The following is a 22585-nucleotide window of genomic DNA, read 5'->3' as shown; positions in this document are numbered from 1 at the left end:
TGGTGATTTCTCCAATTGATTTTCCGGTGTAGCGGTTTCCGACGTCTCGGAAAACCAAGTAGTTCTCTCAAAGTTACTTTTATTAACGGCGCATACCCTGTTTTCTTTAGAGAAAATTTTAGATTTTTTTGAAAATAATTCGTTTGGAGGGGTAATCGTGACAAAGCGGATAAAAAAGCAAAAAAACTTTCATTTTTCGCTAAAGCTTCTTTTCGAATTGTCGATACAGGCAGGTTTTGCGTTAAATTCGGGCTAGGCCGTTCATCAGCCAAGCAAGGTCAATGCTAGGTTTGGCGCTTGTTTTGCTTGCGCCAGAATAGAAGTACTGACCTGTTGTAAAATCTGTTGCTTCACCATTTGCGTAGTTTCTTTGGCATAGTCAGTGTCTTGGATACGACTGTTGGAAGCGGCTAAGTTTTCGTGGATGTTATCGAGATTATTGATCGCGTGATTAAAGCGGTTTTGATACGCGCCTAACTCCGCACGACTGCCATCTACCGTTTTCAAAGCATCATCTAAAATGCCGACCGCCATCTGAGCGCCACCGACCGTGCTAATATCAATACTATCTACCGTTCTATTTACGGTGACATACTTGCCAAGTTCTAACTCATCAGCCAGGCCACCACTGAAGGTTGGTCCAGGGTATTTTATGGCGTCCTTGTGGGACATGAGTAACTGCAGTTGCCCCTCTTCATTAACAGACGCTTTCACTTTATCGGTCTGCCCGTTAATGTAAGTCGCGAGTTCTTCTATATCGTCGCCAGCTTTAGCTTCAATACGGATCTCCTGCTCTTCAAAATTGTTATCACGGTAGCTGATAACAATTTCATTATTTCCGTTTTGAACCGTCCAATCTGAACTGACTCTTTGATATGAGCTCATTGAAAAGCTACCTAAAGATTCCGGCTGCATGGTCCGCAGGCCAATTTGTACCGCTTCACCAGCCGTTGCACCGATTTGAAAAGACGATGTACCGAATGTGCCGTTCAGCAATTTACGTCCACCAAAAGATGTGGTTTCTGCAATACGACTTAACTCATCATTTAAAGCAGAGACTTCTTCTTGCAGTGCAGTGCGCTCCGCTTTGCTGTTTGAACCATTGGCTGACTGTAGCGACAAATCACGCATACGTTGCATGATATTGGTCACCTCATTCATCGCGCCTTCCGCAGTTTGCATGATGGAAATGCCGTCATTCGCGTTGCGAACCGCAACATCTAAACCACGCATTTGTGATTGCAAGCGGTTGGAAATTTGCAGACCCGCAGCGTCATCCTTTGCGCTATTAATACGCTTCCCTGAAGACAAACGCTCCATGGATTGATTCAGCATATCCGTTGCACTGGTCAAGTGACGCTGTGCGACAAGTGCTGCAACATTGGTATTAACGGTGATCGCCACGAATAAAGAGTCCTAAAATTAAGGCTTTGAGTACTTATCGACCAAGTAACAGAAAAGTTTAGTGTTTTTTGAAAAGAGATTGGAATAGAAATCGAAAACAAAAGCCCTCCATTGGAGGGCTTAAGAAATAAAGTCTGACAACTTACTTGATGGCTAGCTCTGCGAGCATTTCTTGCGAAGGCGCGAAGAAGTACGCACCAGTTACCGCTGTTGTGAAACGAAGCATTTGGTCTGTTTTACCATCTGTCACGCCGTACATACTTTCTAGCATCACTTTAATGTTATGAAGTGTATTGCAGTAAGAAATAAACAGCAGGCCATGAGGCCCTGTCACCGTCCCGTATGGTAAGCTGTGGCGAACAATCTTCAAACCTTTACCTTCTTCTTTGATATCAACTCGACCAACGTGTGATGCAGCAGGAACGTCTTCTAGCTCGATAGAGTCTAGCTTGGTACGACCAATCACTTTTTCTTGCGCTTTGACATTCAATCGATTCCAAGCGGCAAGGTTATGTTCAAAGCGCTGAGCCATAACATAACTGCCTCCAGCAAATGGGCCCTCTTTTACTAGAGCCACATCAGCGCGAGCCTCCCCTTTCGGGTTTTCTGTGCCATCAATGAAGTCTGTCATATCACGAGCATCAAGGTAACGGTACCCATATGTTTCGTCCACAATGGTGACATCTTGTGCCGTCTCTTCTAGGAACTTACGCAACACGTAAAAATGCAAGTCGTGACGAGTCGAGTGACAGTGAATCAGCACATCTACGTCTGTTGCAGGAGCAACGATGTCACCTTCGCCAAGTTGAGTAAAATCAATAAGCTCTTCTGGCGCGTCTAAATTGAGGTGTTCCCAAAACGATTTTGTGAATGCGATAGAAAGCGTCAGCGCTGCACCTGGCTGGGTAATGTTTAACTCTTCCACCAACTTTGGCAGTGCTTTCAGTTTTTCTAATACGTTTTCACGGTTTTGGTTCACTTTGAGTTGAGTGTACAGTGCAAATGGCCCGGCTTCTGGCACGATCGCCGTTTGAGCTTGTGACATTGAGGTTTCCTCTATTACTTTGCCCCAGAGTGGGAAGTTATTGTTTTTAATTCTTTGAATGCTGCTGTTCATCGTGCGCCAATTGTGGCACATGAAAACAGTCTTTTACCCATCTTCCATTTAGAAGATAGATCATAAACCAAGCTAATAAGGTAATGGTAAGGGCGTTTGCCCAATTAAACACTCCATGTTCTAGGTACACATGATACATGGTCTGAGCAAGTTGAATACCGCACAAGATCAAAGTGATCTCGCGACCATAGCGAGTAATTCTGTTTACCCATCCTCTGTCGGGATGACGAAGCCCCATTAACCACATAAGAAGCAAACTTGGAATGCCCATCGCCAAACCTAAATACAACGTACTTGAATCTGGGTAAACAATAGCGAGTAGCTTACTGCCACTATCACGACTTACACCAGCCATGGCAAACACCACCCATGAACGCACAAGAAACATCCATCCCACCCATAAAATGATCGGCGCCTTTAAAAATCCATGAGCGTCATATTGGTCAAGCGAATAGCGCACAACATCTTCTTCTTTATGTGATAAAAACGTCACTTTAACCTATCGTTTCAGAGTTGCAAGCCAACAAAGATGAGAACTGAAGTTCATTTCAGCACCTTACACAGGTAAACTAAACAAAGATTTACAGCGACGTTGATGAGAAACATGAAAAAAAGAACTCCTGCCACCCCTGTGCCTTCTCAAGAAACACAAGCCGAAGCGATGAGAATTGCTAAATCCACGCAAAAGCCCGGTCAAACCAAAGAGCAAACCAAGCTCATCGCTCAAGGTATCGAAAAAGGCATCGCGCAATATAAGAAACAACAAAAAGAGCGCAACCGCCAAGCCGATAAAGCGAAGAAAAAACAGCAACGTGAAAAACAACGTCAGCATGAAGAGATTATCGAACAAGACAATATCACCGACGATGCGCCAAACCATTCATCAAGCAAACTGCCTTGGACACTACTTGTCCTGAGCTGGATTGGCTTTGCTGCTCACATAGTATTGGGGAAATAGCTAATGAAACGCCTGTTACTTGGACTTTTTGTCGTGCTTCTAACGGGTTGCACGATGCCTTCTCACCTTACTCATGCTCAAAGTCAAGATGTTCATATTCGCATTGACGCGCAATTCGACCCTGAGCGATGCGAATACAAAGGCGAAGTCACCGGAAGTGAAGGCCATTGGTATAACTACATTTTCATGACTAATGACGCGATGATGCAAGGCGCGATGAACGATTTAAAAAACAATGCAGCGGCTATCGATGCGGACACCGTTTTTATGGTCTCCCCACAAGATTTTATCACTTCATTTAGCGTGCTGGGTTCCGCCTACCGCTGCAATGGATGAGGCCTGAATATGAAAAAAGCCAGCAATTGCTGGCTTATGCACGAAATCCAAGACTGCTAGCGATATCTCTCTCCCGCTCTAGAACCCATTGGCTATCAAAAGGCCCCCAATCTGAAAGTTGATAATAGCCGTCATTATGACGTCGGCCATCTTGAACGAATATGAGTTCAATGCCGATCCCAGGTAACGCCTTGAGTACATCTTGAATAGTACGACGAGGCCACCCCGTTTTTTCGATCAACTTTGGCACATTCGGCCTTTCTAGGTTTTCCACCAACAAGGCCAAATATAGCCGCCTTGCAAAAACAGGACTCAATTCCATTGACACCTCCTAAAATTGTGCTGATTCATTATTTCGTTTTTGCTCAGCGAGGTGTTGCGTTTGATCAATAACTCGACTTTTCCATTTGATTTAGACGAATTTTTATTCGATTTATAGCGCATTCATCGTAAATAAGTTATGTGACATTAGTTATCTCAATCTATCTGAAAATATTTTCCACCGCATTTTGTCAGTTTGATTGCTTCTTGATAGGATGCTTTAACAGCCCAAATCACTTAAGTGCGTCTTAACCGCGCCAGTGAAAAATAGAACAAAGAAAAAGGAAAGACTATGTCGATTACCATGTTTGGTATTCCCAACTGCGATACGATCAAAAAAGCCAAGAAATGGTTAGAAGCCGAGGATATTGCTTACGACTTCCATGACTACCGTAAGCAAGGCATTGATGCAGAAATGGTAAGTGAATTTTGTCGCGCTTTAGGTTGGGAACAGGTGCTCAATAAACGTGGCACAACCTACCGCCAATTAGCTCAAGAGCAGAAAGACACACTTAACGAGGAAAACGCCATCGCTCTTTTGGTAGAAAACCCTGCGATGATTAAACGCCCAATTTTAAAAGTGAATGATCAACTTCATATCGGTTTTAAAGCTGATCAATACGCTAGCATTTTCAACTCTTAAATAAAGGAATACTCAAGGATGACAGACAGTCCAGTATTGGCACTTGCTAAAGATCTGATCAGTAGACAGTCCGTAACGCCGGAAGACGCAGGTTGTCAGGATTTGATGATCGAGCGCTTAAAAGCACTCGGGTTTGAAATTGAAGTGATGGTATTTGAAGACACCACGAACTTCTGGGCTCGACGTGGTTCAGAAGCGCCGCTATTTGCGTTTGCTGGCCACACCGATGTGGTACCAGCTGGCAAATTGGAACACTGGAATACACATCCGTTTGAACCGACCATTATTGATGGTTACTTGCATGGCCGCGGCGCAGCTGACATGAAAGGGTCGCTAGCTGCTATGGTCGTTGCTGTCGAACGCTTCATTGAAGAAAACCCAGACCACAAAGGCTCAATTGGCTTTTTGATTACGTCAGATGAAGAAGGACCATTTATCAATGGTACCGTTCGCGTTGTAGAAACGTTGATGGAACGTGGTGAGAACATCGATATGTGTATTGTTGGTGAACCATCCAGCACCGACGTGGTTGGCGATGTAGTGAAAAATGGACGCCGTGGATCCATCACTGGTGATTTAACGGTAAAAGGAACACAAGGTCACGTGGCCTACCCTCACCTAGCCAGCAATCCAGTGCACGAGTCTCTACTCGCGATTCATGAACTCGCGACGACAGAATGGGACAAAGGGAATGATTACTTCCCACCGACTAGTTTCCAGATCCCGAATGTATCGGCTGGCACTGGTGCGTCTAACGTTATTCCTGGCGAGTTCCATGTTCAGTTCAACCTACGTTTTAGTACTGAGCTTAACAATGACGCAATTGTTCAGCGTGTTACCGAAACATTGGACAAGCATGAGCTGGACTACGACCTAAAATGGACATTCAACGGTGACCCATTCCTGACCGATACGGGCGCACTGCTAGACGCGGTTGTAGCTGCTGTGGCCGAAGTCAATGATACGAAGCCAGCGCTACTTACAACTGGCGGTACGTCTGATGGTCGTTTTATTGCTCGAATGGGAGGTCAAGTCGTAGAGTTAGGCCCTGTTAACGCTACGATTCATAAAGTGAACGAGTGTGTGAAAGTCGACGATCTTGAAAAGTTGACGGACATGTACGAAAACACGTTGAAACACCTATTGGCGAAGTAATCAGCGAGAACACAATGACACCAGAGCAACTCACCGGAATCACTGATTCCCATCTTCAATCCACACTAGTGGGGCAAAAGGCATTTATGCTTCACCCTAAAGTAGTCAATGACTTATTGAAGATGATTAATGCCGCAACCGAAGCAGGTTTCAAAATGGAAATCGCCAGTGGTTTTCGTGGCTTTAATCGCCAAAAAGCCATCTGGAACGGGAAGTTTTCTGGTGAGTTGCCAATTCTCGACATAAACTCCCGCCCTTTGAATAAAGCAGAGTTAAATGACGAAGAGAAATTGATGGCCATTTTGCGCTGGTCGGCATTGCCCGGAGGAAGTCGTCATCATTGGGGTTGTGATTTTGATGTCTATGCGCGCAATTTATTGCCTGCTGACACCAAACTCAAGTTGGAACCTTGGGAGTATCTTGAAGGCCACCAGCAAGCGTTCTACCAATGGTTAAAAGCCAACCTTGGTCGGTTCGGTTTCTTCTTCCCTTATCAGCATGATTTAGGTGGCGTTTCGATTGAGCCTTGGCACATTAGTCACCGCGCTGTCGGGCAGCAATGCCTCGAGCAGTTGACGCTTGATGTACTCAGAAGCCAGTTGATTAAACAAAATCAGACCGACAACATTGCAGGGATTGACGTCATACTGAATAATTTGGATAACGTCGTTGCCAAATTTATTCACAATATCACGCCGCCGGAGGCTCTATGATAGAAATACTAACCAATCCTTGGGTCATTATTATTGTAGTGTTGAGCGTGGTCATTGGTAATATTGCCGCACTCAAATACACCGCAAAAATGAAGTTTGGTCAGATGGATAAAAGCCGTAAGAACGATTTAGATAAGCTGAACACATTGGATAAACAGCGCTACGCTGAAGAAGATAAAAACAAAAACGAGCCTCGTTAGTTACTCACCAGCTTCATCTCGACACATTTAATCTAAACATCAAAAAAGGGACCACTAGGTCCCTTTTCTATCATTAAGTAAACACGCCGCGTTAAGCTCGCTTTGTTTACTGCTTCACTGTTGCAGCCAATACAGGCGCTAGTGATTTCAAAAACTCTTCTTCTACTGGCTTGCCAGAGGAGTCGGTGATATTGATAGACGTACGGTTGCCTAAATCACCAAGTAAGAATGTGTACTTACCAGCGGCTAACTCCACTGGTTTAACGCCGATATCGTTCCAGAATTCATCATCCGGAGACGCATATTTCGCAGTGATTGTACCCTGAGACTGGCTACGCTCTTCAATCTTAAAGCCCATCTTAGGTAGAATATTAGGCAGACGTTGCCAAAGCATGTTGTATTGCGCACGCGCGATAATCACAGGAAGTCCGCTGCGGTCTTTACCCATTGTGATTGGGATCTGTTTAACCAACTCTTGCGCTTTACGCTGTGCTTCTTCACGCACTTCTTGATCGTAGCGAGCGGTGACCAAGTTCGTCATGAACACATTGTAGCGCTCACGGTTGGTCGCCGTTACTTCTTTCACTTGATTGCCTTCACGCCAGTCAATAAGGCTCACCTTAAAGCCGTGTCGACCGTTTGCTTCAGCGCGTACGATTTCATATCGGCTGCCAATTTCTAGCTCTTCATCTGGCGAATCCCAAGTCACCCACCCTGTCTCGATGCGAGAGTCTGTTTGGCTTTCAACTGGAATCTCGTTAGCCGCGACCATGTTTTGCACCGTTTGCCAAACTTTATCTAGTTCATCTTTACGAAGTAGCCAAAGTGTCACTTCACCATCACTGCTGCGGTCCAAACGTGCACCGGGAATAAGCTCTAGGACTTGTTGAGGTGGACGAATGTCGACATCTTTACCGACACCACCAGCGTAGTTACCCTGAGGGATCTCGTAGTTAGGGTAAAACTGAGGCTGTGCACCCTGTGGGACATTCCACTCACCCAAATTTGGGGAGTTCAAATACTCGAAGTCATCTTTTGCTTGACGACGTTGATTGGCACCACCTGAACAGGCAGTCAATACGAATACAGCTAATGAACTTAACACTAACTGGCTTGAAAGCTTCATCTATACTCCTAAAACACCGAGGGCGCTTTGGCCCCCAGTATGAACTTCAATCCTAGTAACTCAATCTTAATAGCTCAATCTTAATAAATATGGGCGTCTGTTAGCGACTGCTCGACGATCGGCTGCGATTTTTCAGAAAGCGTAGTTAAAGGAAGACGCAAACCACCTTCTTCAATCAAACCAAGCTTTTGCGCTGCCCATTTTACTGGGATAGGGCTTGCTTCGATGAAAAGGTTTTTGTGTAGAGTCATCAAGCGTTGGTTAATCGCTTCTGCTTCTTCGTACTTACCTTCACTTGCCAAATGGAACATGTCTGCCATGTCTTTAGCTGCAATATTGTTCGTTACCGAGATAACACCATTGCCGCCAAGTTTCACAAAATCCAGCCCTGTCGCATCATCGCCACTTAGTAAGATAAAATCTTCGCCACAAAGTTCACGATGAATTGCAATTCGTTCCAAATCGCCCGTTGCATCTTTTAGAGCCACGATATTATCAAGCTTTGACAAGCGTGCCACTGTTTCTGGCTGCATATCAACAGCAGTACGGCCTGGTACGTTGTACAAAATTAGAGGCACATCACTCGCTTCGGCAATTGCCTTGTAATGTAAAAACAAACCCTCTTGAGTTGGTTTGTTGTAATACGGTGTCACACTCAGGAAGCCAGCAATACCAGAATCAGCCAGTAATTTGCTAAATGTTACTGCCTCATGGGTTGCATTTGCACCCGTGCCAGCAATCACAGGGATGCGACCGTCGGCAAACTCAACAGTTTTATTAACGACCTTCACATGCTCTTCAATGGTCAGTGTCGCTGACTCACCTGTTGTGCCTACTGCCACAATACCGTCTGTACCCGCTTCAACGTGGTACTCTACTAGCTTTTGCAGACCGTCAAAGTCTACTTCGCCATCTGCTTTGAATGGCGTAATCAGCGCTACGATACTTCCTGAAAACATGTTTATCTCCCTCATTTAACTCTTTCTGCATGGTACTGTAATGCGATTGAAAAACACAAGAGCGTAAACTCGCTTACAAAGTACAAATGAATGAATAATTATCAGTTGTTAGAGGTCTAGCAACTTAATTGCTCTATTTGGTTTGATTAACGGCAATATTGATAATCGTGTTGGGCTTTCGAGTGACTTTAGAATCTATCAGTGATTTGGAAAATACTGAAGAGCACAAGCAAGGAAAATATACTCTTTGGTCTTGTTAGCCAAGTCAGATCTAAGTGAATAAAACGGCCAGACAATAGGCAAGCACATCATGCAAACGTTTTGTTTATCCTATAGCCTGCATTTACTGTTTATTTCCCACCACTCCCCTCAAGCTCCGACTGCTTTTTTATGGACTAAAAAAGAACTGGCTCGATATTTCTTCGCAATATCTGTGCTAACATCTCTCTATTGAAGAAAGGACAAGAAGCTCATTTATGAAGCAACATCTGGTACTTACAGCAGTTGGAACGGACCGTCCAGGCATTTGTAACCAAGTCGTACAGCTCGTTACTCAAGCTGGTTGTAACATAGTCGATAGCCGTATCGCTATCTTTGGCAGCGAATTTACGCTGATCATGCTCCTGACTGGGAACGCCAGCAGCGTGACTCGAGTTGAAACACAATTGCCCCTGCTTGGCCAAGAACATGACCTTATTACGATCATGAAACGCACAGCGGCGCACGAACTGCTCGATAACAGCTACACCATGGAAGTGTTTATTGAGTCTGAAGACCGCCCTGGGTTAACTGAAAAATTTACTAAGTTCTTCGCTGATCAGCAGATTGGTTTAGACTCTCTTAGCGCGCAAACCATCAGCAAGTCGAAAATTCAACTCGATTCTGACCAGTTTCACATTGCGATTACTGCATCTGTAAGCGCGGATTTTAATTTGATGCAATTACAAGAAGACTTCGATGAACTTTGTAAGTCGCTCAACGTACAAGGTTCTCTGAATTTCATTAAAAACACACTATAAAGTAAAGGAAATCAAAATGAATACGCTGACAGCAGGCTCGCCAGCGCCAGCCTTCTCTTTGCTCGACCAAGACGGAAATACCGTTTCTCTTGAAGACTTTAAAGGCAAGAAAGTACTTTTCTACTTTTACCCTAAGGCGATGACGCCGGGTTGTACTACACAAGCAAAAGGCCTTCGTGACATCAAAGCCGAACTCGATGCACATAACGTGGTGGTACTCGGCGTAAGCATCGACCCTGTAAAGCGTCTAGGCAAGTTCATCGAGCGCGATGATTTAAACTTCACTCTGCTTTCTGATGAAGACCATGCCGTTGCTGACCAGTTCGGCGTTTGGGGCGAAAAGAAATTCATGGGCAAAGTATACGACGGTCTTCACCGCATTAGCTTTCTGATCAATGAAGAAGGCGTGATCGAACATGTGTTCAACAAGTTCAAAACCAAAGATCACCACGAAGTCGTATTAAACTACTTAAACGAAAACGCTTAAACGCTATTGTTTTTCTACAAACAAAAAGCCCAGCAAACTGCTGGGCTTTCTTTTAACCATCGTACCTTTGGTAACAACTACTCTTGTTCGACAGGTTCGTTTTCTTCCGTGCTTGGTAATGCATGCCATACGGCTTTGACTAATGTCGCTAAAGGAATGGCGAAGAACACCCCCCAAAAACCCCACAGCCCACCAAAGACTAATACAGCCACAATGATAGCAACTGGGTGTAAGTTTACTGCCTCGGAAAACAGAACAGGAACCAAGACATTACCATCAAGCGCCTGGATAATACCGTAAGCAAGCAACAACCAATAAAACGGAGGCGTTAAACCCCATTGGAACAAACCAACGATAGCAACAGGTACAGTAACAGCCGCCGCACCGATATAAGGAATCAAAACCGACAGACCAACGGCTACGGCAAGCAACGCCGAGTAACGAAGGTCTAGAAGGGCAAAAGTCACGTAGCTCACACCGCCCACGATTAAAATCTCTAACACTTTACCGCGAATGTAATTTGATATCTGCTCGTTCATCTCATGCCAAACTTTATTCGCCAATTTACGGTTTTTCGGCAGAATACCGCTTGCGATTCGCAGCATTTCTTCTTTGTCTTTAAGCAAAAAGAAGATCAGAAGTGGCACTAAGATCAAATATACCGCTAGCGTTGCAATGCTAACTAATGAAGCAAGCGACCCTTTGACGACACTTTCACCCAGCCCCAATGCTTGGTTTTTGGCGTTCGTCACCACGGTTTCTACTATTTCTAAATTGGCTAGTTCAGGGTGGCGCTCTGGCAATGTGACAATAAACTTTTGTAGCCCGTTGTACATGTTCGGAATATCGTTAATTAGATTACCGACCTGAGTCCAAATCGTCGGAACCAAGCCAAACAAAGCAATTAACATCAACCCGACAAAGACCAAGATCACGATAATAACCGACAAGGTGCGCGGCACGCCTATACGACACATTTTGACAACTGGCCATTCAAGTAGATAAGCCAAAACGATCGCGACAAGTAATGGCGCAATCAAGTGTCCAAAGAAGTAAATGGTGATAAAGCCAAACAGCAAGATCGCGACGAGACTTACTGCGTGAGGGTCAGAGAAACGTCGTTTATACCAACGACTAACCATTTCAAACATCTTATGCGGATTCCTTATTGAAGACAGTCAATGTGTAGTGCTCTGATGTAGATTGGCAATCAACCGAGTACCCTTGGGCACTAAGATAGTTCACAATGTCTCGTTTAGAGCTGTTGTCCACCACTTGAATGACAAGTTGATGATACTGCTTTGCTTCTCCTTGAAAGACCTCAGCAGCATGACGCTTTGCAAGTAACAGTGCCATAGGACAACGTTGCTCACGCAAATCAAGTAACATGGATTCCATTGTATTGCTCTGCACTTATGATAGGGTTGTATTGTAACGGCTTTTTGAGCTGGTGCTAGCACTTCTGACATGATTTAACCACATGCTGAAATAGCTCGGATGTAAAATAATTTACGAAACCAATTCATTTATTTCCGGTCTTACTGTTAGCTTATATCCTCACGGATAACCAAAACGTATGTGGCGCTGTTAATAGGCTCTCGACCTGTAACCACATGCTTATGTATTTTGGAGAACCTTTTAAACGTATGTTAAAACGCACTCGCTCGCTAGTTTGCTTATGTCTTGCTGCTGCCATCAGTTCGCCGACAACTTATGCCAATAGCATTGACTTGCCAGACATTGGCACAGCTGCTGGTGGCACGCTTTCAATAGACCAAGAGTTGATTTATGGCGACGCCTATATGCGTATGCTCAGAGCCAGTAAACCTATCGTTAATGACCCTGTCATCAATGAATATATTGACTCTCTTGGGCACAAATTAGTGGCCAATGCGAATGATGTAAAAACGCCGTTCCACTTCTTTATGATTCGCGACCGTAATATCAACGCGTTCGCGTTTTTTGGTGGCTATGTAGCGCTGCATTCTGGGTTGTTTCTTCATGCTCGTTCAGAAAGTGAGCTGGCCTCTGTTGTCGCTCACGAGATAGCGCACGTCACACAACGTCATCTTGCTCGGAGTATGGAAGAACAAGCACGCCGCTCTCCGGCCACATTAGCCGCACTTGCGGGGGCACTACTGCTTTCAATTGCCTCACCCGAAGCGGGGATGGCTGCAATTACAGCAGCAACCGCGGGCAACATGCAAAGTCAAATCAACTACACTCGTGCAAACGAAAAAGAAGCGGATCGCTTTGGTATTTCGACACTAGCAAAAGCCGGTTTTGATGTTCAAGCAATGCCAAGGTTTTTTGGCCGTCTTGCTGATGAGTATCGTTATGCGAGTAAACCGCCACCAATGCTCCTGACTCACCCTCTGCCTGAAGATCGAATTACCGATAGCCGTGCGCGAGCAAGAACCTATCCTCCAATGCGTGTTGGGCCTTCAATAGACTATCATCTAGCTCGCGCGCGCATTGTGGCTCGTTACGCTGGCATTGATGGACAAGCCGCCCTGAGCTGGTTTGAGAGAACCCAAAAGAAAGCCTCTGCGGACATTACACCTGCTTTTGATTATGGTCGAGCACTCGTGCATTTAGACAATAAACGCTTATCTCAAGCGGAACCAATTTTGAAAAAGTTACTGGAACAAGACCCAAGTAACCCGTTTTACTTGGACGCTATGACGGATTTATACATCGAGAAGAAGCAGCCAGAAAAAGCAACCGAGATGCTCCGCAAAGCGTTATCTCGTAACCCTCAAAATAAAGTATTGACCATTAACTACGCCAATGCGCTACTTGAGGACAATAAAAACGATCAAGCCACGCGAGTTCTTCAAAGATACACTCATGACTATCCTGAAGATACAAATGGCTGGCACCTAATATCGAAGAGCTACCACGCGCTGGGGCGTAGCGATGAAGAGTTGGCTGCTCGAGCAGAAATTTTGGCATTGCGAGCAAATTGGAATAAAGCGATTCAATATTATAGTGAAGCAAGTAAAATGGCCAAGTTGGGCAGCTTAGAGCAAGCACGATACGATGCCCGTATCGACCAACTCATGATCCAAAGAGATCGATTCATGGCATTACAATAACGAAATGGAGAAAACCATGTCAGTCGTGATTTATCACAACCCTCGTTGCTCAAAGAGCCGTCAAACACTTGAACTGCTTGAGCAAAATGGTGTTACACCGGAAGTCGTCAAATACCTAGACACACCACTTAACGTGGATGAACTAAAAGCGCTGTACGCCCAGCTTGGCTTTTCATCTGTACGTGAAATGATGCGCACTAAAGAAAGTGAATATAAAGAGCTTGGCTTAGGCGAAGACTCCGTCAGCGATGAGCAATTATTCGAAGCAATGGCGAAAAATCCAAAGTTGTTTGAGCGTCCGGTTGTCGTTGCTAACGGCAAAGCAAAAATTGGTCGCCCACCAGAGCAAGTGTTGGATATTTTATAAATGGATTGCCAGATCCTTATTTTGTATTTCAGCCGTCATGGCTCGACAAAACAACTGGCAAGACAAATAGCAAGAGGAGTCGAATCGACTCCTCAATGCCAAGCAATTTTGCGTACAGTTGAAGAATTGTCACCTCACTCACACTCCCCTTCTGATCCAATTGTTACTCTAGAGGAACTAAAAACGTGCGACGGTCTAGCGTTTGGCAGTCCCGTCTGGTTTGGCAACATGGCTGCGCCTTTAAAGCACTTCTGGGATCAGACTACATCTTTATGGGTCAGTGGTGACTTAATCGATAAGCCTGCTTGTGTCTTTACCTCTTCGTCCTCGATGCATGGTGGTCAAGAAACAACGTTACAAAGCATGATGACCCCTTTATTGCATCACGGGATGATGGTTTTGGGCATTCCTTATTCCGAGCCAGAGTTACACACTACGCAGTCCGGAGGCACTCCGTATGGCGCCAGCAGTGTAGGCCATGAGGCAACCCTAAGCAGTGAAGAGATTCGCCTGGCACAACAATTAGGCAAAAGGCTGGCAACTGCAGCGTTAAAACTAAAAGTCTGTTAGTAAAATCAAGGATAGTTAATCGATGTCTGACTCTTTAGACCAAACACCACTCGGTACACAGGCTAAAACCTATCGTTACCTGGCTTTATTTGGCAACTTAGCCTTATTAGCCTGGGTCGCTATTTGGCAGCTTGCGTTATCCCCTCATCCCCACCTCAGCAGCACAACACTTGCTATTGCTTGGTGTATTCCGCTACTACTTCCGTTGCCTGGTATTTTAGCTGGTAAGCCTTACACTCATGCTTGGGCTAACTTTGTTCTTATGCTGTATTTCTTGCATGCGCTGACCATCCTTTATGTGGATGGGGGTGAACGCTGGCTTGCGGCAGTGGAACTGATACTGACTTCACTCGGTTTCGCTGGCAATATTTTGTTTGCTAGAGCGAGAGGCAAAGAGCTAGGTCTTAAGTTGAAACGCCTCTCTCAAGTAGAAAAAGAAGAAAAAGCGAAATTCAATAAATAACGCCAATTGCAGTCAATCACTGATCATTGGTTCGAATACGAATTTAGAAAACAAAAAGAGTCGCTATTGCGACTCTTTTTTATGCTTACCACATTGGTCTTTGATCCTTGCGTTTCACGCCTGGAACGCTACCAAGGAGATTACGATGCCGAGCGCCACTCGTAGATCAAGTCATACTGTTCTCGGGCAGGCTCCATAATCATCGGCTGAGTTGGCTGTGTTTCGTCACTTGCTTCTGCCACAATATCTACTGGTACTTCAGGCTGCGCTTCTTTTGGCGTCGCGGCGTCTTTTGCTTCATTACTCTGAACCAATGGCTCTTCTTCTTGAGTTGAAGCTGGGGCATCAACTTCACCTAAAGGATCTTCAAAAACCATTAATTGAGAAATAGAAGAAGCTTCTTTCTCAAAAGCTTGTTGTGATGCCAAAAGGTGGATGTTGAGCGTTAACTCGTCCCCTTGAACACGCTTAATCTCTGTACCCGCAACCGAATTAAGTTGTTTTAACGCATTCTCTAAACGGAAGAAGTCCGTGGCAGAGGTTACATTAAGGACTTTCACTGCTAGCGCTTTTGAAGACTTTCCTGAAACCACAACTGCACTCTTACTTGCATAGTAGTCTGCGATGCCATCCACCATTTCTGCAATAGCATTAGCACCTGATACAGACCCGCTACGCGGAGAACGTTGCGCTTCTACAATTCTCGTTGGCGACTGGTCGTAGAGTGTCCAACGAATTTGTTCACCTTGAGCCCGTACAACCAAAACGGCGTCAGCTGGGTAGCGCTGGCTGGCTTGACCAATTGGCTCAATAAAGCCGCCCCAAAGATCAGAGACATTAACACCGGTTACATCATCAAAATCCCCAACCGGGATAGTGATTGGTAGGCCTCTTAATTTCGCTGCGCTACGAAGTGCTGCAACATTTGAAGATTCAGAATGTTCCCACGCAATGTTACGATCGTAACCCTGTTCTTCAACCATCCAAACTAAAATATTGGCACGATTTGGCGACCAAGATGGCAATTGTGCTTGTGTTAAAAGAGAGCTGATTTGGTCGTTGTTAAACAACATTTTTAAGCTCGCTTTTCCATCAACCTGCCCATAGCTTAGTTGAGAAATGTAACGCGCACTTGAGCTAAGTGCCTTTTTAATCACTGGATTGCTTAAAGAGGATTGAGAACCGGTCGCTCGAACAATCACATCCTGCATACCTTGTTGACGAGCCAAAGACTCACCGTCGTTCTGCTCACTGTCGATAACCACTTCGGCACGATAGATATCCACCTGAGTTAATGCATATACTGGTAGGGACAACCAACCTATCAGTAAGAGAGCTAAATAGCGCATAGTTTTTATAATCCTCTGAACAAGAACCCGAATAATAAGCAACTATCAAATCTTGAGCAAGGCAAGTACTGAGTAAATTGTCTGTATTATGACCAGCTTTGTTAACTCGGGCCTCAACCAGCACTTCAGTGCTATTTTTTATAATAAACTCATTGCTTATTAAGCTATCTCAACAAGTTAGGCTGTCCATTTTTCATCTTCACGCAAGACACGTAAAAGAGGACAATTTGCAAGCAAGCAACTCTCAAAAGTGCTATTTATGGGAAAAATTCAATCGAAAGTTTGATCTATGCAACATTGCAAACGATTGCAGGATGATAGTATTCGCCGGATTTGTCTGCGTATCTTGAAAATAGGGAATTATTATGAAAAACGCGTTACAAGGCGCTCAAATGCTCTTTGTCGCTTTTGGTGCTTTGGTGCTTGTGCCGCTCCTAACTGGCCTTGATCCAAACGTAGCCCTCTTTGGTGCCGGTGTCGGTACCCTCCTCTTCCAATTAATGACTAAACGTTCTGTTCCCATCTTCCTTGCCTCTTCTTTTGCGTTTATTGCTCCTATTATGTTCGGTATCCAAACTTGGGGTATCGGTGCAACGATGGGCGGCTTGATGGCAGCTGGCTTAGTTTATGTGGCTCTAGGGGCGATGATCAAAGTGCGTGGTGTTGGATTTATCCATAAAATTCTCCCGCCCGTTGTCGTTGGCCCTGTGATCATGGTTATCGGCCTTGGCCTTGCCCCAACAGCAGTGAACATGGCGGTAGGTAAAACTGGTGATGGAGCTGCACAGCTAGTTAATGGTGATGCTGCGATCATTATCTCGGCGGTCTCACTGCTCACAACCATTGTACTCAGCGTTTTTGCAAAAGGCTTTTTGAAGCTCGTTCCTATTGTTGGTGGTATTCTTGCTGGTTACTCTGTTTCTCTATTCTACGGGGTGGTTGATTTCACTCCCGTAGAACAAGCGGCTTGGCTAGCCATGCCAAACTTCACCGCGCCAGAGTTCAATATCAACGCAATTTTGTTCATGATTCCTGTCGCTATCGCACCTGCGGTTGAGCACGTAGGTGACATGCTTGCTATCTCAAACGTTACAGGTAAAAACTACCTGAAAAAACCAGGCCTTCATCGCACAATCGCAGGTGACGGGGTGGCAACTATCGCAGCTTCGATGGTGGGTGCTCCACCAAACACCACTTACAGTGAAGTAACAGGAGCGGTAATGCTAACCAAAGCATTTAACCCTGTGATCATGACTTGGGCAGCAATCACCGCAATCGTACTTGCATTGGTAGGTAAGCTAGGTGCGGTTCTTCAAACGATTCCAGTACCTGTCATGGGCGGTATCATGATTCTGCTGTTCGGCTCTATCGCAACGGTAGGCCTCAACACACTGATCAAGAATAACGTTGATTTACATAAGTCTCGTAATCTAGTGATTGTTGCCGTAACCCTTGTGTTTGGCATTGGTGGTATGGCCTTCGGTATTGGTGAGTTCAGTCTACAAGGTGTGAGTCTATGCGGTATCGTGGCAATTATTCTTAACCTTGTGCTACCAAACGATTTAGGTGAAAACCACGTTGTAGATAACGCACAAATGGAAGAAGAAAGCGCGAAATAGTACGTCTGCGCCGCTTTATTAGGTTGCGTGTCTTACTCTTCTCCTCTTGTAGATACAAAAAAGGCTTGGTTTTCACCAAGCCTTTTTCTGTTCAGTCATAGTAATACATCAAAGAATTACTTAGTACCGAAGATCTTATCACCTGCATCGCCTAGACCCGGAACGATGTAGCCTTTGTCATTAAGCTTCTCATCGATTGCCGCAGTGTATAGCTCAACATCTGGGTGTGCTTTTTCTAGCGCTTCAATACCTTCTGGTGCAGCAACAAGTACCAGCACTTTGATTTGGTTACAACCTTTCTCTTTTAGGAGATCGATCGTAGCAATCATAGAACCACCTGTTGCAAGCATTGGGTCAACAACAAGCGCAATACGCTCCTCGATGTTTGAAGCAAGCTTGTTGAAGTAAGGAACTGGCTCAAGCGTTTCTTCATCACGGTAAATACCCACAACACTGATACGTGCGCTTGGCATGTGCTCAAGAACTCCATCCATCATGCCTAGACCTGCACGTAGGATTGGCACTACGGTTACTTTTTTACCTTTAATCTGGTCTACTTCTACCGGACCGTTCCAACCATCAATGGTCACTTTTTCTGTTTCAAAGTCTGACGTTGCTTCGTAAGTAAGTAGGCTACCGACCTCAGTCGCTAACTCACGAAAACGTTTTGTGCTGATGTCACCTTCTCTCATTAGACCAATTTTATGTTTTACTAGAGGGTGCTTTACTTCAACAACTTTCATGTCCATCTCCGGCTATAGTTGGCAATATTTAAACAAACCTTCAGATTATACATGATTTTCACAGGGATATCAGGATAAATCACTAAAGAAAAAAACAGACGCAAACGTTTGCTATCTATGTTTAAGCACTGTTAGAATAGCGCCGTTTTCATATCCAACTTAATACCGAGGACTTCCCTGTGAGTGGTAACAACTCTTCTCTTAGCTATAAAGACGCTGGTGTAGATATTGATGCAGGCAACGCGCTTGTGGATCGTATTAAGGGTGCGGTAAAACGTACTCGTCGCCCTGAAGTTATGGGTGGTATCGGTGGTTTTGGCGCGCTATGCGAATTGCCAACTAAATACAAACAACCTGTACTGGTTTCTGGTACTGATGGCGTTGGCACAAAACTTCGCCTAGCACTGGATATGAACAAGCACGACACGATTGGCATCGACCTAGTGGCTATGTGTGTAAATGATCTTATCGTGCAAGGGGCAGAGCCACTGTTTTTCCTAGATTACTATGCAACAGGCAAACTAGACGTTGATACCGCAGCGGATGTTGTTTCAGGTATCGCAGAAGGGTGTGTTCAAGCAGGTTGTGCCCTAATTGGTGGCGAAACTGCGGAGATGCCTGGTATGTATGAAGGCGAAGACTACGACGTAGCTGGTTTCTGTGTTGGCGTAGTAGAAAAAGAAGACGTGATTGACGGCACGAAAGTCGCTGCTGGTGATGCACTTATCGCTGTTGGTTCAAGCGGCCCACACTCAAACGGTTACTCCCTTATCCGTAAGATCCTAGAAGTATCTGGTGCAGATAAGAGCGAAGAGCTAGCAGGCCGCACTATTGGTGAGCACCTACTGGAACCAACAAAAATTTACATCAAGTCAGCACTTAAGATGATTGAGAAACACGACATCCATGCGATTTCTCATATCACTGGTGGTGGTTTCTGGGAAAACATCCCACGCGTACTGCCTGAAGGCACGAAAGCAGTTATCGATGGTAACAGTTGGGAATGGCCAGTTATCTTCAAGTGGCTACAAGAGAAAGGCAACGTCGACACACACGAAATGTACCGCACATTCAACTGTGGTGTAGGTCTAATCGTCGCACTACCGAAAGACCAGGCTGACGCAGCAGTTGCTCTTCTTAAAGAAGAAGGCGAAAACGCGTGGGTGATTGGTCAAATCGCACAAGCAGACGCGAACGAAGAGCAAGTTGAAATCCAATAATTTGCAAATCGAGCTCAAAAGATAAGAAGAATGAGGACACTAGATGACTAGGTCCTCATTTTGCTATCTAGAACACTAAAAACCATTCTATTAGTAGGTAATTTAGAAGCTACATAACTCCAACCTACAATACCAAGGCGCTCTCGACATCATGAAAAACCATACCCTAAAAAACATTGTGGTCCTCATCTCGGGTAACGGAAGTAACCTGCAAGCTATCTTGGAAGCTTGCGAAGACAGCATGCCAAACGCACGAGTGGCAGCTGTGTTCTCTAACAAAGCAGATGCTTTTGGTTTAGAACGTGCAAAAAAGTTTGATGTGGACGGTCACTTTGTCGACCCTAAAGCATTCAGCTCGCGTGAAAGCTTTGATGCAGAGCTAATGAGTCAAATAGATGAATACCAACCAGACGTGATTATTCTTGCTGGTTACATGCGCATTCTGAGCAGCGCATTTGTTTCTCATTACATGGGTAAGATGATCAATATCCACCCTTCTCTTCTACCAAAATATCCTGGGCTACACACACACCAGAGAGCAATTGATGCTGGCGATAAAGAACATGGTACGAGTGTGCACTTTGTAACGGAAGAGCTTGATGGTGGCCCTGTCATACTGCAAGCAAAAGTTCCTGTGTTCGAAGACGATGATGCTAGTGTACTTGCGGCACGTGTTCAGGCGCAGGAGCACCGAATCTACCCTATGGTGGCTAAGTGGCTGGTAGACGAGCGGTTGATCATGAAGGATGGTAAAGCCTATTTAGATGGCGCAGAGCTTGGCGTACATGGGTACGCCTCAGATGAGTAGCCCTGAATAATAAACTCCAAGCACAAAAGAGCAGCCTGAGGGCTGCTCTTGGTTGTTTTAATACTTATAAACTTGATTCAAGAAAACCATGGTGAGACTAGAAACCTAAAACCCAACATTCTAAAAAATCCCATAACCACTTGAGTAACATAACACTCGGAAAGTAGATTCTGAATCTGGTTCGTTCTTCACCGTTCAGACTGACGAGGTGTTTTATGAGAAATTTCTATCAGTTACGTCTTTACAGCAAGCCTTAGCGAGACTAGGACTCTACTACCAGCACTCTAGAAAGTAAGAATGCTCATCCGTATCCGCCCTCGGTTTAAAACGCATAAAAATAAAGCTCGCGACTAAGCGAGCTTTATTTTTATATTCAGAGTAAGAGACCATCACTCTAACGGTTCGGTTGGCGCTTGATTGCCCGGCTTAGCCGCCGCAAACGGCACATTTACCAGTTCAGAGGCATTATTTTTGACTAGTTCACCTAGGTGAAACAAGCCGTATTCGCCAGGTTTCATACGCTGCCAAGCTTCGTTGCCCGTCAAAGGTTGAGTTGCGATCACAGAAACGATGTCATGTGGCGTGGTTTCTTCTTGGAAGTTAATTTCCACATCTTCATCAAGCAAAGCAGCTTTTCCAAACGGTGCGCGTCTTGTGATCCAATACAAATGATTGGTGCAATACGTCATTACATACTCACCATCACTCAGAAGCATGTTAAATACACCCTTCTCTCTTAGCTCATCACAACATTTAGCAACATATAAGAATACCGACTCCATATCCTTTGGCGGCTCAGGATATCGATCTTCCATTTGCTTCAACAACCAGCAAAATGCCAGTTCACTATCTGTTTCACCGACAGGTCGATGTCGACCTGTATGTAAGTCTTGATAGCCAGAGAGCTGACCGTTATGCGCAAACGTCCAATACCTACCCCACAGCTCACGTGTAAAGGGATGAGTATTTTCTAAATTAACACCACCACGATTCGCCTGCCGGATATGACTAACGACCGCACGACTTTTGATGGGATAATTTTGTACCAACTCTGCTATTTTAGACTCACAACTTGGCTTGGGATCTTTGAAGGTTCGAAAGCCCTTCCCTTCGTAGAAGGTGATCCCCCATCCGTCACGGTGTGGGCCGGTTCGACCTCCACGCTGCATGAGCCCAGTAAAACTGAAACAAATATCCGTTGGAACATTAGCGCTCATACCGAGCAATTCACACATGGTTTAAAAAACTCCCTAACAACACAGCTCGAAACGGTGGCCGTAAACGATTATTCCATCTCTTTTTCGATCAACTGAATGATGATATGAATAATCTTAATATGAATTTCCTGAATGCGGTCTGCATAACCAAAGTGTGGCACGCGAATTTCAATATCTGCAAGGCCTGCCATTTTGCCGCCATCTTTGCCTGTTAGCGCAATCGTCTTCATGCCTTTCGCTTGTGCTGCTTCAATCGCTTTCAGGATGTTACCTGAGTTACCTGACGTCGACAGACCAAACAGTACGTCACCTTTTCGACCAACCGCTTCTACATAGCGTGAAAACACGAAGTCATAACCAAAGTCATTACTCACACAAGAAAGGTGGCTTGGATCTGAAATAGCAATACCAGCATAGCCAGGACGATTTTCTCGGTAACGGCCTGTTAGCTCTTCGGCAAAGTGCATTGAATCACAGTGAGAACCACCGTTACCACACGACAATACTTTACCATCTTGCTTGAATGAGTCAGCAATCATTTTCGCCGCTGCTTCGATTTGCGCAATGTTATGGTCATCGCTTAAAAATTTGTTGAGCACTTCAGCAGCTTCGTTTAATTCACTTCTAATCAGATCATGGTACATAAGACGTTCTCTTTATTATTTCGGCTTCAGTCAGCTCTTGACTCACTGA

The 22585-nt window shown here is 44.9% G+C and carries 28 protein-coding genes; 15 read left to right on the top strand and 13 right to left on the bottom strand.

Annotation, left to right across the window (positions count from 1 at the left end; genetic code table 11):
• The 4 genes from R8N46_RS15060 to R8N46_RS15045 form a co-directional block, all read right to left on the bottom strand.
• A partial coding sequence (locus tag R8N46_RS15060; RefSeq protein ID WP_318098472.1) for a hypothetical protein occupies positions 1-272 on the bottom strand: 272 nt, incomplete at its 3' end.
• A complete protein-coding gene (locus R8N46_RS15055; RefSeq protein ID WP_005380443.1) occupies positions 265-1404 on the bottom strand; it encodes a flagellin in 1140 nt (379 codons plus the stop codon). The genes R8N46_RS15060 and R8N46_RS15055, both read right to left, overlap by 8 nt.
• A 142-nt stretch (positions 1405-1546) precedes the next feature.
• Positions 1547-2449, bottom strand: a complete 903-nt coding sequence (locus R8N46_RS15050; RefSeq protein WP_213972449.1) for a Dyp-type peroxidase — start codon at positions 2447-2449, stop codon at positions 1547-1549.
• 46 nt (positions 2450-2495) lie between these two features.
• Positions 2496-2981, bottom strand: coding sequence for a DUF2919 domain-containing protein (locus tag R8N46_RS15045; protein ID WP_086047153.1), 486 nt, complete (start codon positions 2979-2981; stop codon positions 2496-2498).
• 144 nt (positions 2982-3125) lie between these two features.
• On the opposite strand from R8N46_RS15045, the gene R8N46_RS15040 reads away from it, so the two are divergent.
• Positions 3126-3479 carry a DUF2956 domain-containing protein gene (locus R8N46_RS15040; RefSeq protein WP_115386232.1) on the top strand — a complete coding sequence of 118 codons (354 nt, stop codon included), beginning with the start codon at positions 3126-3128 and terminating at the stop codon, positions 3477-3479.
• Positions 3480-3482: 3 nt separating this feature from the next.
• Positions 3483-3815, top strand: coding sequence for a DUF4156 domain-containing protein (locus R8N46_RS15035; protein WP_005380435.1), 333 nt, complete (start codon positions 3483-3485; stop codon positions 3813-3815).
• 34 nt (positions 3816-3849) lie between these two features.
• Here R8N46_RS15035 and R8N46_RS15030 read toward each other — a convergent pair whose 3' ends face one another.
• Positions 3850-4137, bottom strand: a complete 288-nt coding sequence (locus tag R8N46_RS15030) for a winged helix-turn-helix domain-containing protein (RefSeq protein WP_005380433.1) — start codon at positions 4135-4137, stop codon at positions 3850-3852.
• Positions 4138-4428: 291 nt separating this feature from the next.
• On the opposite strand from R8N46_RS15030, the gene R8N46_RS15025 reads away from it, so the two are divergent.
• The 4 genes from R8N46_RS15025 to R8N46_RS15010 are packed head-to-tail and all read left to right on the top strand — an operon-like array spanning position 4429 to position 6847.
• Positions 4429-4779, top strand: coding sequence for an ArsC family reductase (locus R8N46_RS15025; protein WP_005380431.1), 351 nt, complete (start codon positions 4429-4431; stop codon positions 4777-4779).
• Positions 4780-4797: 18 nt separating this feature from the next.
• Complete coding sequence (dapE, locus tag R8N46_RS15020) at positions 4798-5934, top strand: succinyl-diaminopimelate desuccinylase (protein WP_005380429.1); 1137 nt, start codon at positions 4798-4800, stop codon at positions 5932-5934.
• A gap of 14 nt (positions 5935-5948) precedes the next feature.
• Entirely contained in the window at positions 5949-6647 is a 699-nt protein-coding gene (locus R8N46_RS15015; RefSeq protein WP_115386234.1) for a M15 family metallopeptidase, read from the top strand.
• Positions 6644-6847: a DUF2897 family protein gene (locus tag R8N46_RS15010; RefSeq protein ID WP_005380425.1), complete on the top strand. Its 204-nt coding sequence runs from the start codon at positions 6644-6646 to the stop codon at positions 6845-6847. The genes R8N46_RS15015 and R8N46_RS15010 overlap by 4 nt, the downstream gene beginning before the upstream one ends.
• Positions 6848-6953: 106 nt before the next feature.
• Here the strand turns inward: R8N46_RS15010 and bamC are convergent, their stop codons facing one another.
• On the bottom strand, positions 6954-7973 hold the full coding sequence (gene bamC, locus R8N46_RS15005) for an outer membrane protein assembly factor BamC (protein ID WP_005380424.1): 1020 nt from the start codon (positions 7971-7973) through the stop codon (positions 6954-6956).
• Between the two features lie 80 nt (positions 7974-8053).
• Positions 8054-8932: a 4-hydroxy-tetrahydrodipicolinate synthase gene (gene dapA, locus R8N46_RS15000; RefSeq protein WP_047102853.1), complete on the bottom strand. Its 879-nt coding sequence runs from the start codon at positions 8930-8932 to the stop codon at positions 8054-8056.
• 476 nt (positions 8933-9408) lie between these two features.
• On the opposite strand from dapA, the gene R8N46_RS14995 reads away from it, so the two are divergent.
• Positions 9409-9951 carry a glycine cleavage system protein R gene (locus tag R8N46_RS14995; RefSeq protein ID WP_005380420.1) on the top strand — a complete coding sequence of 181 codons (543 nt, stop codon included), beginning with the start codon at positions 9409-9411 and terminating at the stop codon, positions 9949-9951.
• Between the two features lie 16 nt (positions 9952-9967).
• The gene (gene bcp / locus R8N46_RS14990) at positions 9968-10438 is read left to right on the top strand and encodes a thioredoxin-dependent thiol peroxidase (RefSeq protein WP_005380418.1); all 471 of its coding nucleotides are present in this window, start codon (positions 9968-9970) and stop codon (positions 10436-10438) included.
• A 77-nt stretch (positions 10439-10515) separates the two neighbouring features.
• Here bcp and R8N46_RS14985 read toward each other — a convergent pair whose 3' ends face one another.
• Together R8N46_RS14985 and R8N46_RS14980 are read right to left on the bottom strand one after the other, a co-directional pair.
• A complete protein-coding gene (locus tag R8N46_RS14985) occupies positions 10516-11589 on the bottom strand; it encodes an AI-2E family transporter (protein WP_005380416.1) in 1074 nt (357 codons plus the stop codon).
• Position 11590: 1 nt separating this feature from the next.
• A complete protein-coding gene (locus R8N46_RS14980; protein WP_005380414.1) occupies positions 11591-11827 on the bottom strand; it encodes a sulfurtransferase TusA family protein in 237 nt (78 codons plus the stop codon).
• 257 nt (positions 11828-12084) lie between these two features.
• On the opposite strand from R8N46_RS14980, the gene R8N46_RS14975 reads away from it, so the two are divergent.
• The 4 genes from R8N46_RS14975 to R8N46_RS14960 are packed head-to-tail and all read left to right on the top strand — an operon-like array spanning position 12085 to position 14936.
• The gene (locus R8N46_RS14975) at positions 12085-13536 is read left to right on the top strand and encodes a tetratricopeptide repeat protein (protein ID WP_115386235.1); all 1452 of its coding nucleotides are present in this window, start codon (positions 12085-12087) and stop codon (positions 13534-13536) included.
• Between the two features lie 16 nt (positions 13537-13552).
• A complete protein-coding gene (arsC, locus tag R8N46_RS14970; protein ID WP_005380410.1) occupies positions 13553-13903 on the top strand; it encodes an arsenate reductase (glutaredoxin) in 351 nt (116 codons plus the stop codon).
• Positions 13904-14473 carry an NAD(P)H:quinone oxidoreductase gene (gene wrbA / locus R8N46_RS14965; protein ID WP_005380409.1) on the top strand — a complete coding sequence of 190 codons (570 nt, stop codon included), beginning with the start codon at positions 13904-13906 and terminating at the stop codon, positions 14471-14473.
• A 22-nt stretch (positions 14474-14495) separates the two neighbouring features.
• A complete protein-coding gene (locus tag R8N46_RS14960; protein WP_005380407.1) occupies positions 14496-14936 on the top strand; it encodes a DUF2069 domain-containing protein in 441 nt (146 codons plus the stop codon).
• Positions 14937-15076: 140 nt separating this feature from the next.
• On the opposite strand, the gene R8N46_RS14955 is transcribed toward R8N46_RS14960, so the two are convergent.
• Positions 15077-16285 carry a DUF2066 domain-containing protein gene (locus R8N46_RS14955; RefSeq protein ID WP_171346123.1) on the bottom strand — a complete coding sequence of 403 codons (1209 nt, stop codon included), beginning with the start codon at positions 16283-16285 and terminating at the stop codon, positions 15077-15079.
• 365 nt (positions 16286-16650) lie between these two features.
• Here R8N46_RS14955 and R8N46_RS14950 point away from each other — a divergent pair, with 365 nt between their 5' ends.
• Positions 16651-17904 carry a uracil-xanthine permease family protein gene (locus R8N46_RS14950; RefSeq protein WP_005389855.1) on the top strand — a complete coding sequence of 418 codons (1254 nt, stop codon included), beginning with the start codon at positions 16651-16653 and terminating at the stop codon, positions 17902-17904.
• Between the two features lie 116 nt (positions 17905-18020).
• Here R8N46_RS14950 and upp read toward each other — a convergent pair whose 3' ends face one another.
• Positions 18021-18647 carry a uracil phosphoribosyltransferase gene (gene upp / locus R8N46_RS14945; RefSeq protein ID WP_005380401.1) on the bottom strand — a complete coding sequence of 209 codons (627 nt, stop codon included), beginning with the start codon at positions 18645-18647 and terminating at the stop codon, positions 18021-18023.
• 179 nt (positions 18648-18826) lie between these two features.
• Here upp and purM point away from each other — a divergent pair, with 179 nt between their 5' ends.
• A complete protein-coding gene (gene purM, locus R8N46_RS14940) occupies positions 18827-19867 on the top strand; it encodes a phosphoribosylformylglycinamidine cyclo-ligase (RefSeq protein WP_005389861.1) in 1041 nt (346 codons plus the stop codon).
• A gap of 151 nt (positions 19868-20018) precedes the next feature.
• Positions 20019-20675, top strand: a complete 657-nt coding sequence (purN, locus tag R8N46_RS14935; protein ID WP_005394347.1) for a phosphoribosylglycinamide formyltransferase — start codon at positions 20019-20021, stop codon at positions 20673-20675.
• Between the two features lie 389 nt (positions 20676-21064).
• Here purN and R8N46_RS14930 read toward each other — a convergent pair whose 3' ends face one another.
• Together R8N46_RS14930 and lpcA are read right to left on the bottom strand one after the other, a co-directional pair.
• Positions 21065-21910 (bottom strand): class II glutamine amidotransferase, encoded by an 846-nt coding sequence (locus R8N46_RS14930; RefSeq protein WP_005380394.1) that lies wholly within the window; start codon positions 21908-21910, stop codon positions 21065-21067.
• Between the two features lie 50 nt (positions 21911-21960).
• Positions 21961-22536: a D-sedoheptulose 7-phosphate isomerase gene (gene lpcA / locus R8N46_RS14925; protein WP_005380392.1), complete on the bottom strand. Its 576-nt coding sequence runs from the start codon at positions 22534-22536 to the stop codon at positions 21961-21963.
• Positions 22537-22585 lie beyond the last annotated feature (49 nt).

The sequence above is a fragment of the Vibrio sp. 1874 genome (genome assembly GCF_033344395.1).
In the GTDB taxonomy this organism is placed as follows: Bacteria; Pseudomonadota; Gammaproteobacteria; order Enterobacterales; family Vibrionaceae; genus Vibrio; species Vibrio alginolyticus.
Note: the sequence above shows the minus strand (reverse complement) of the source record. Positions and strands in the feature narration are given on the sequence as shown.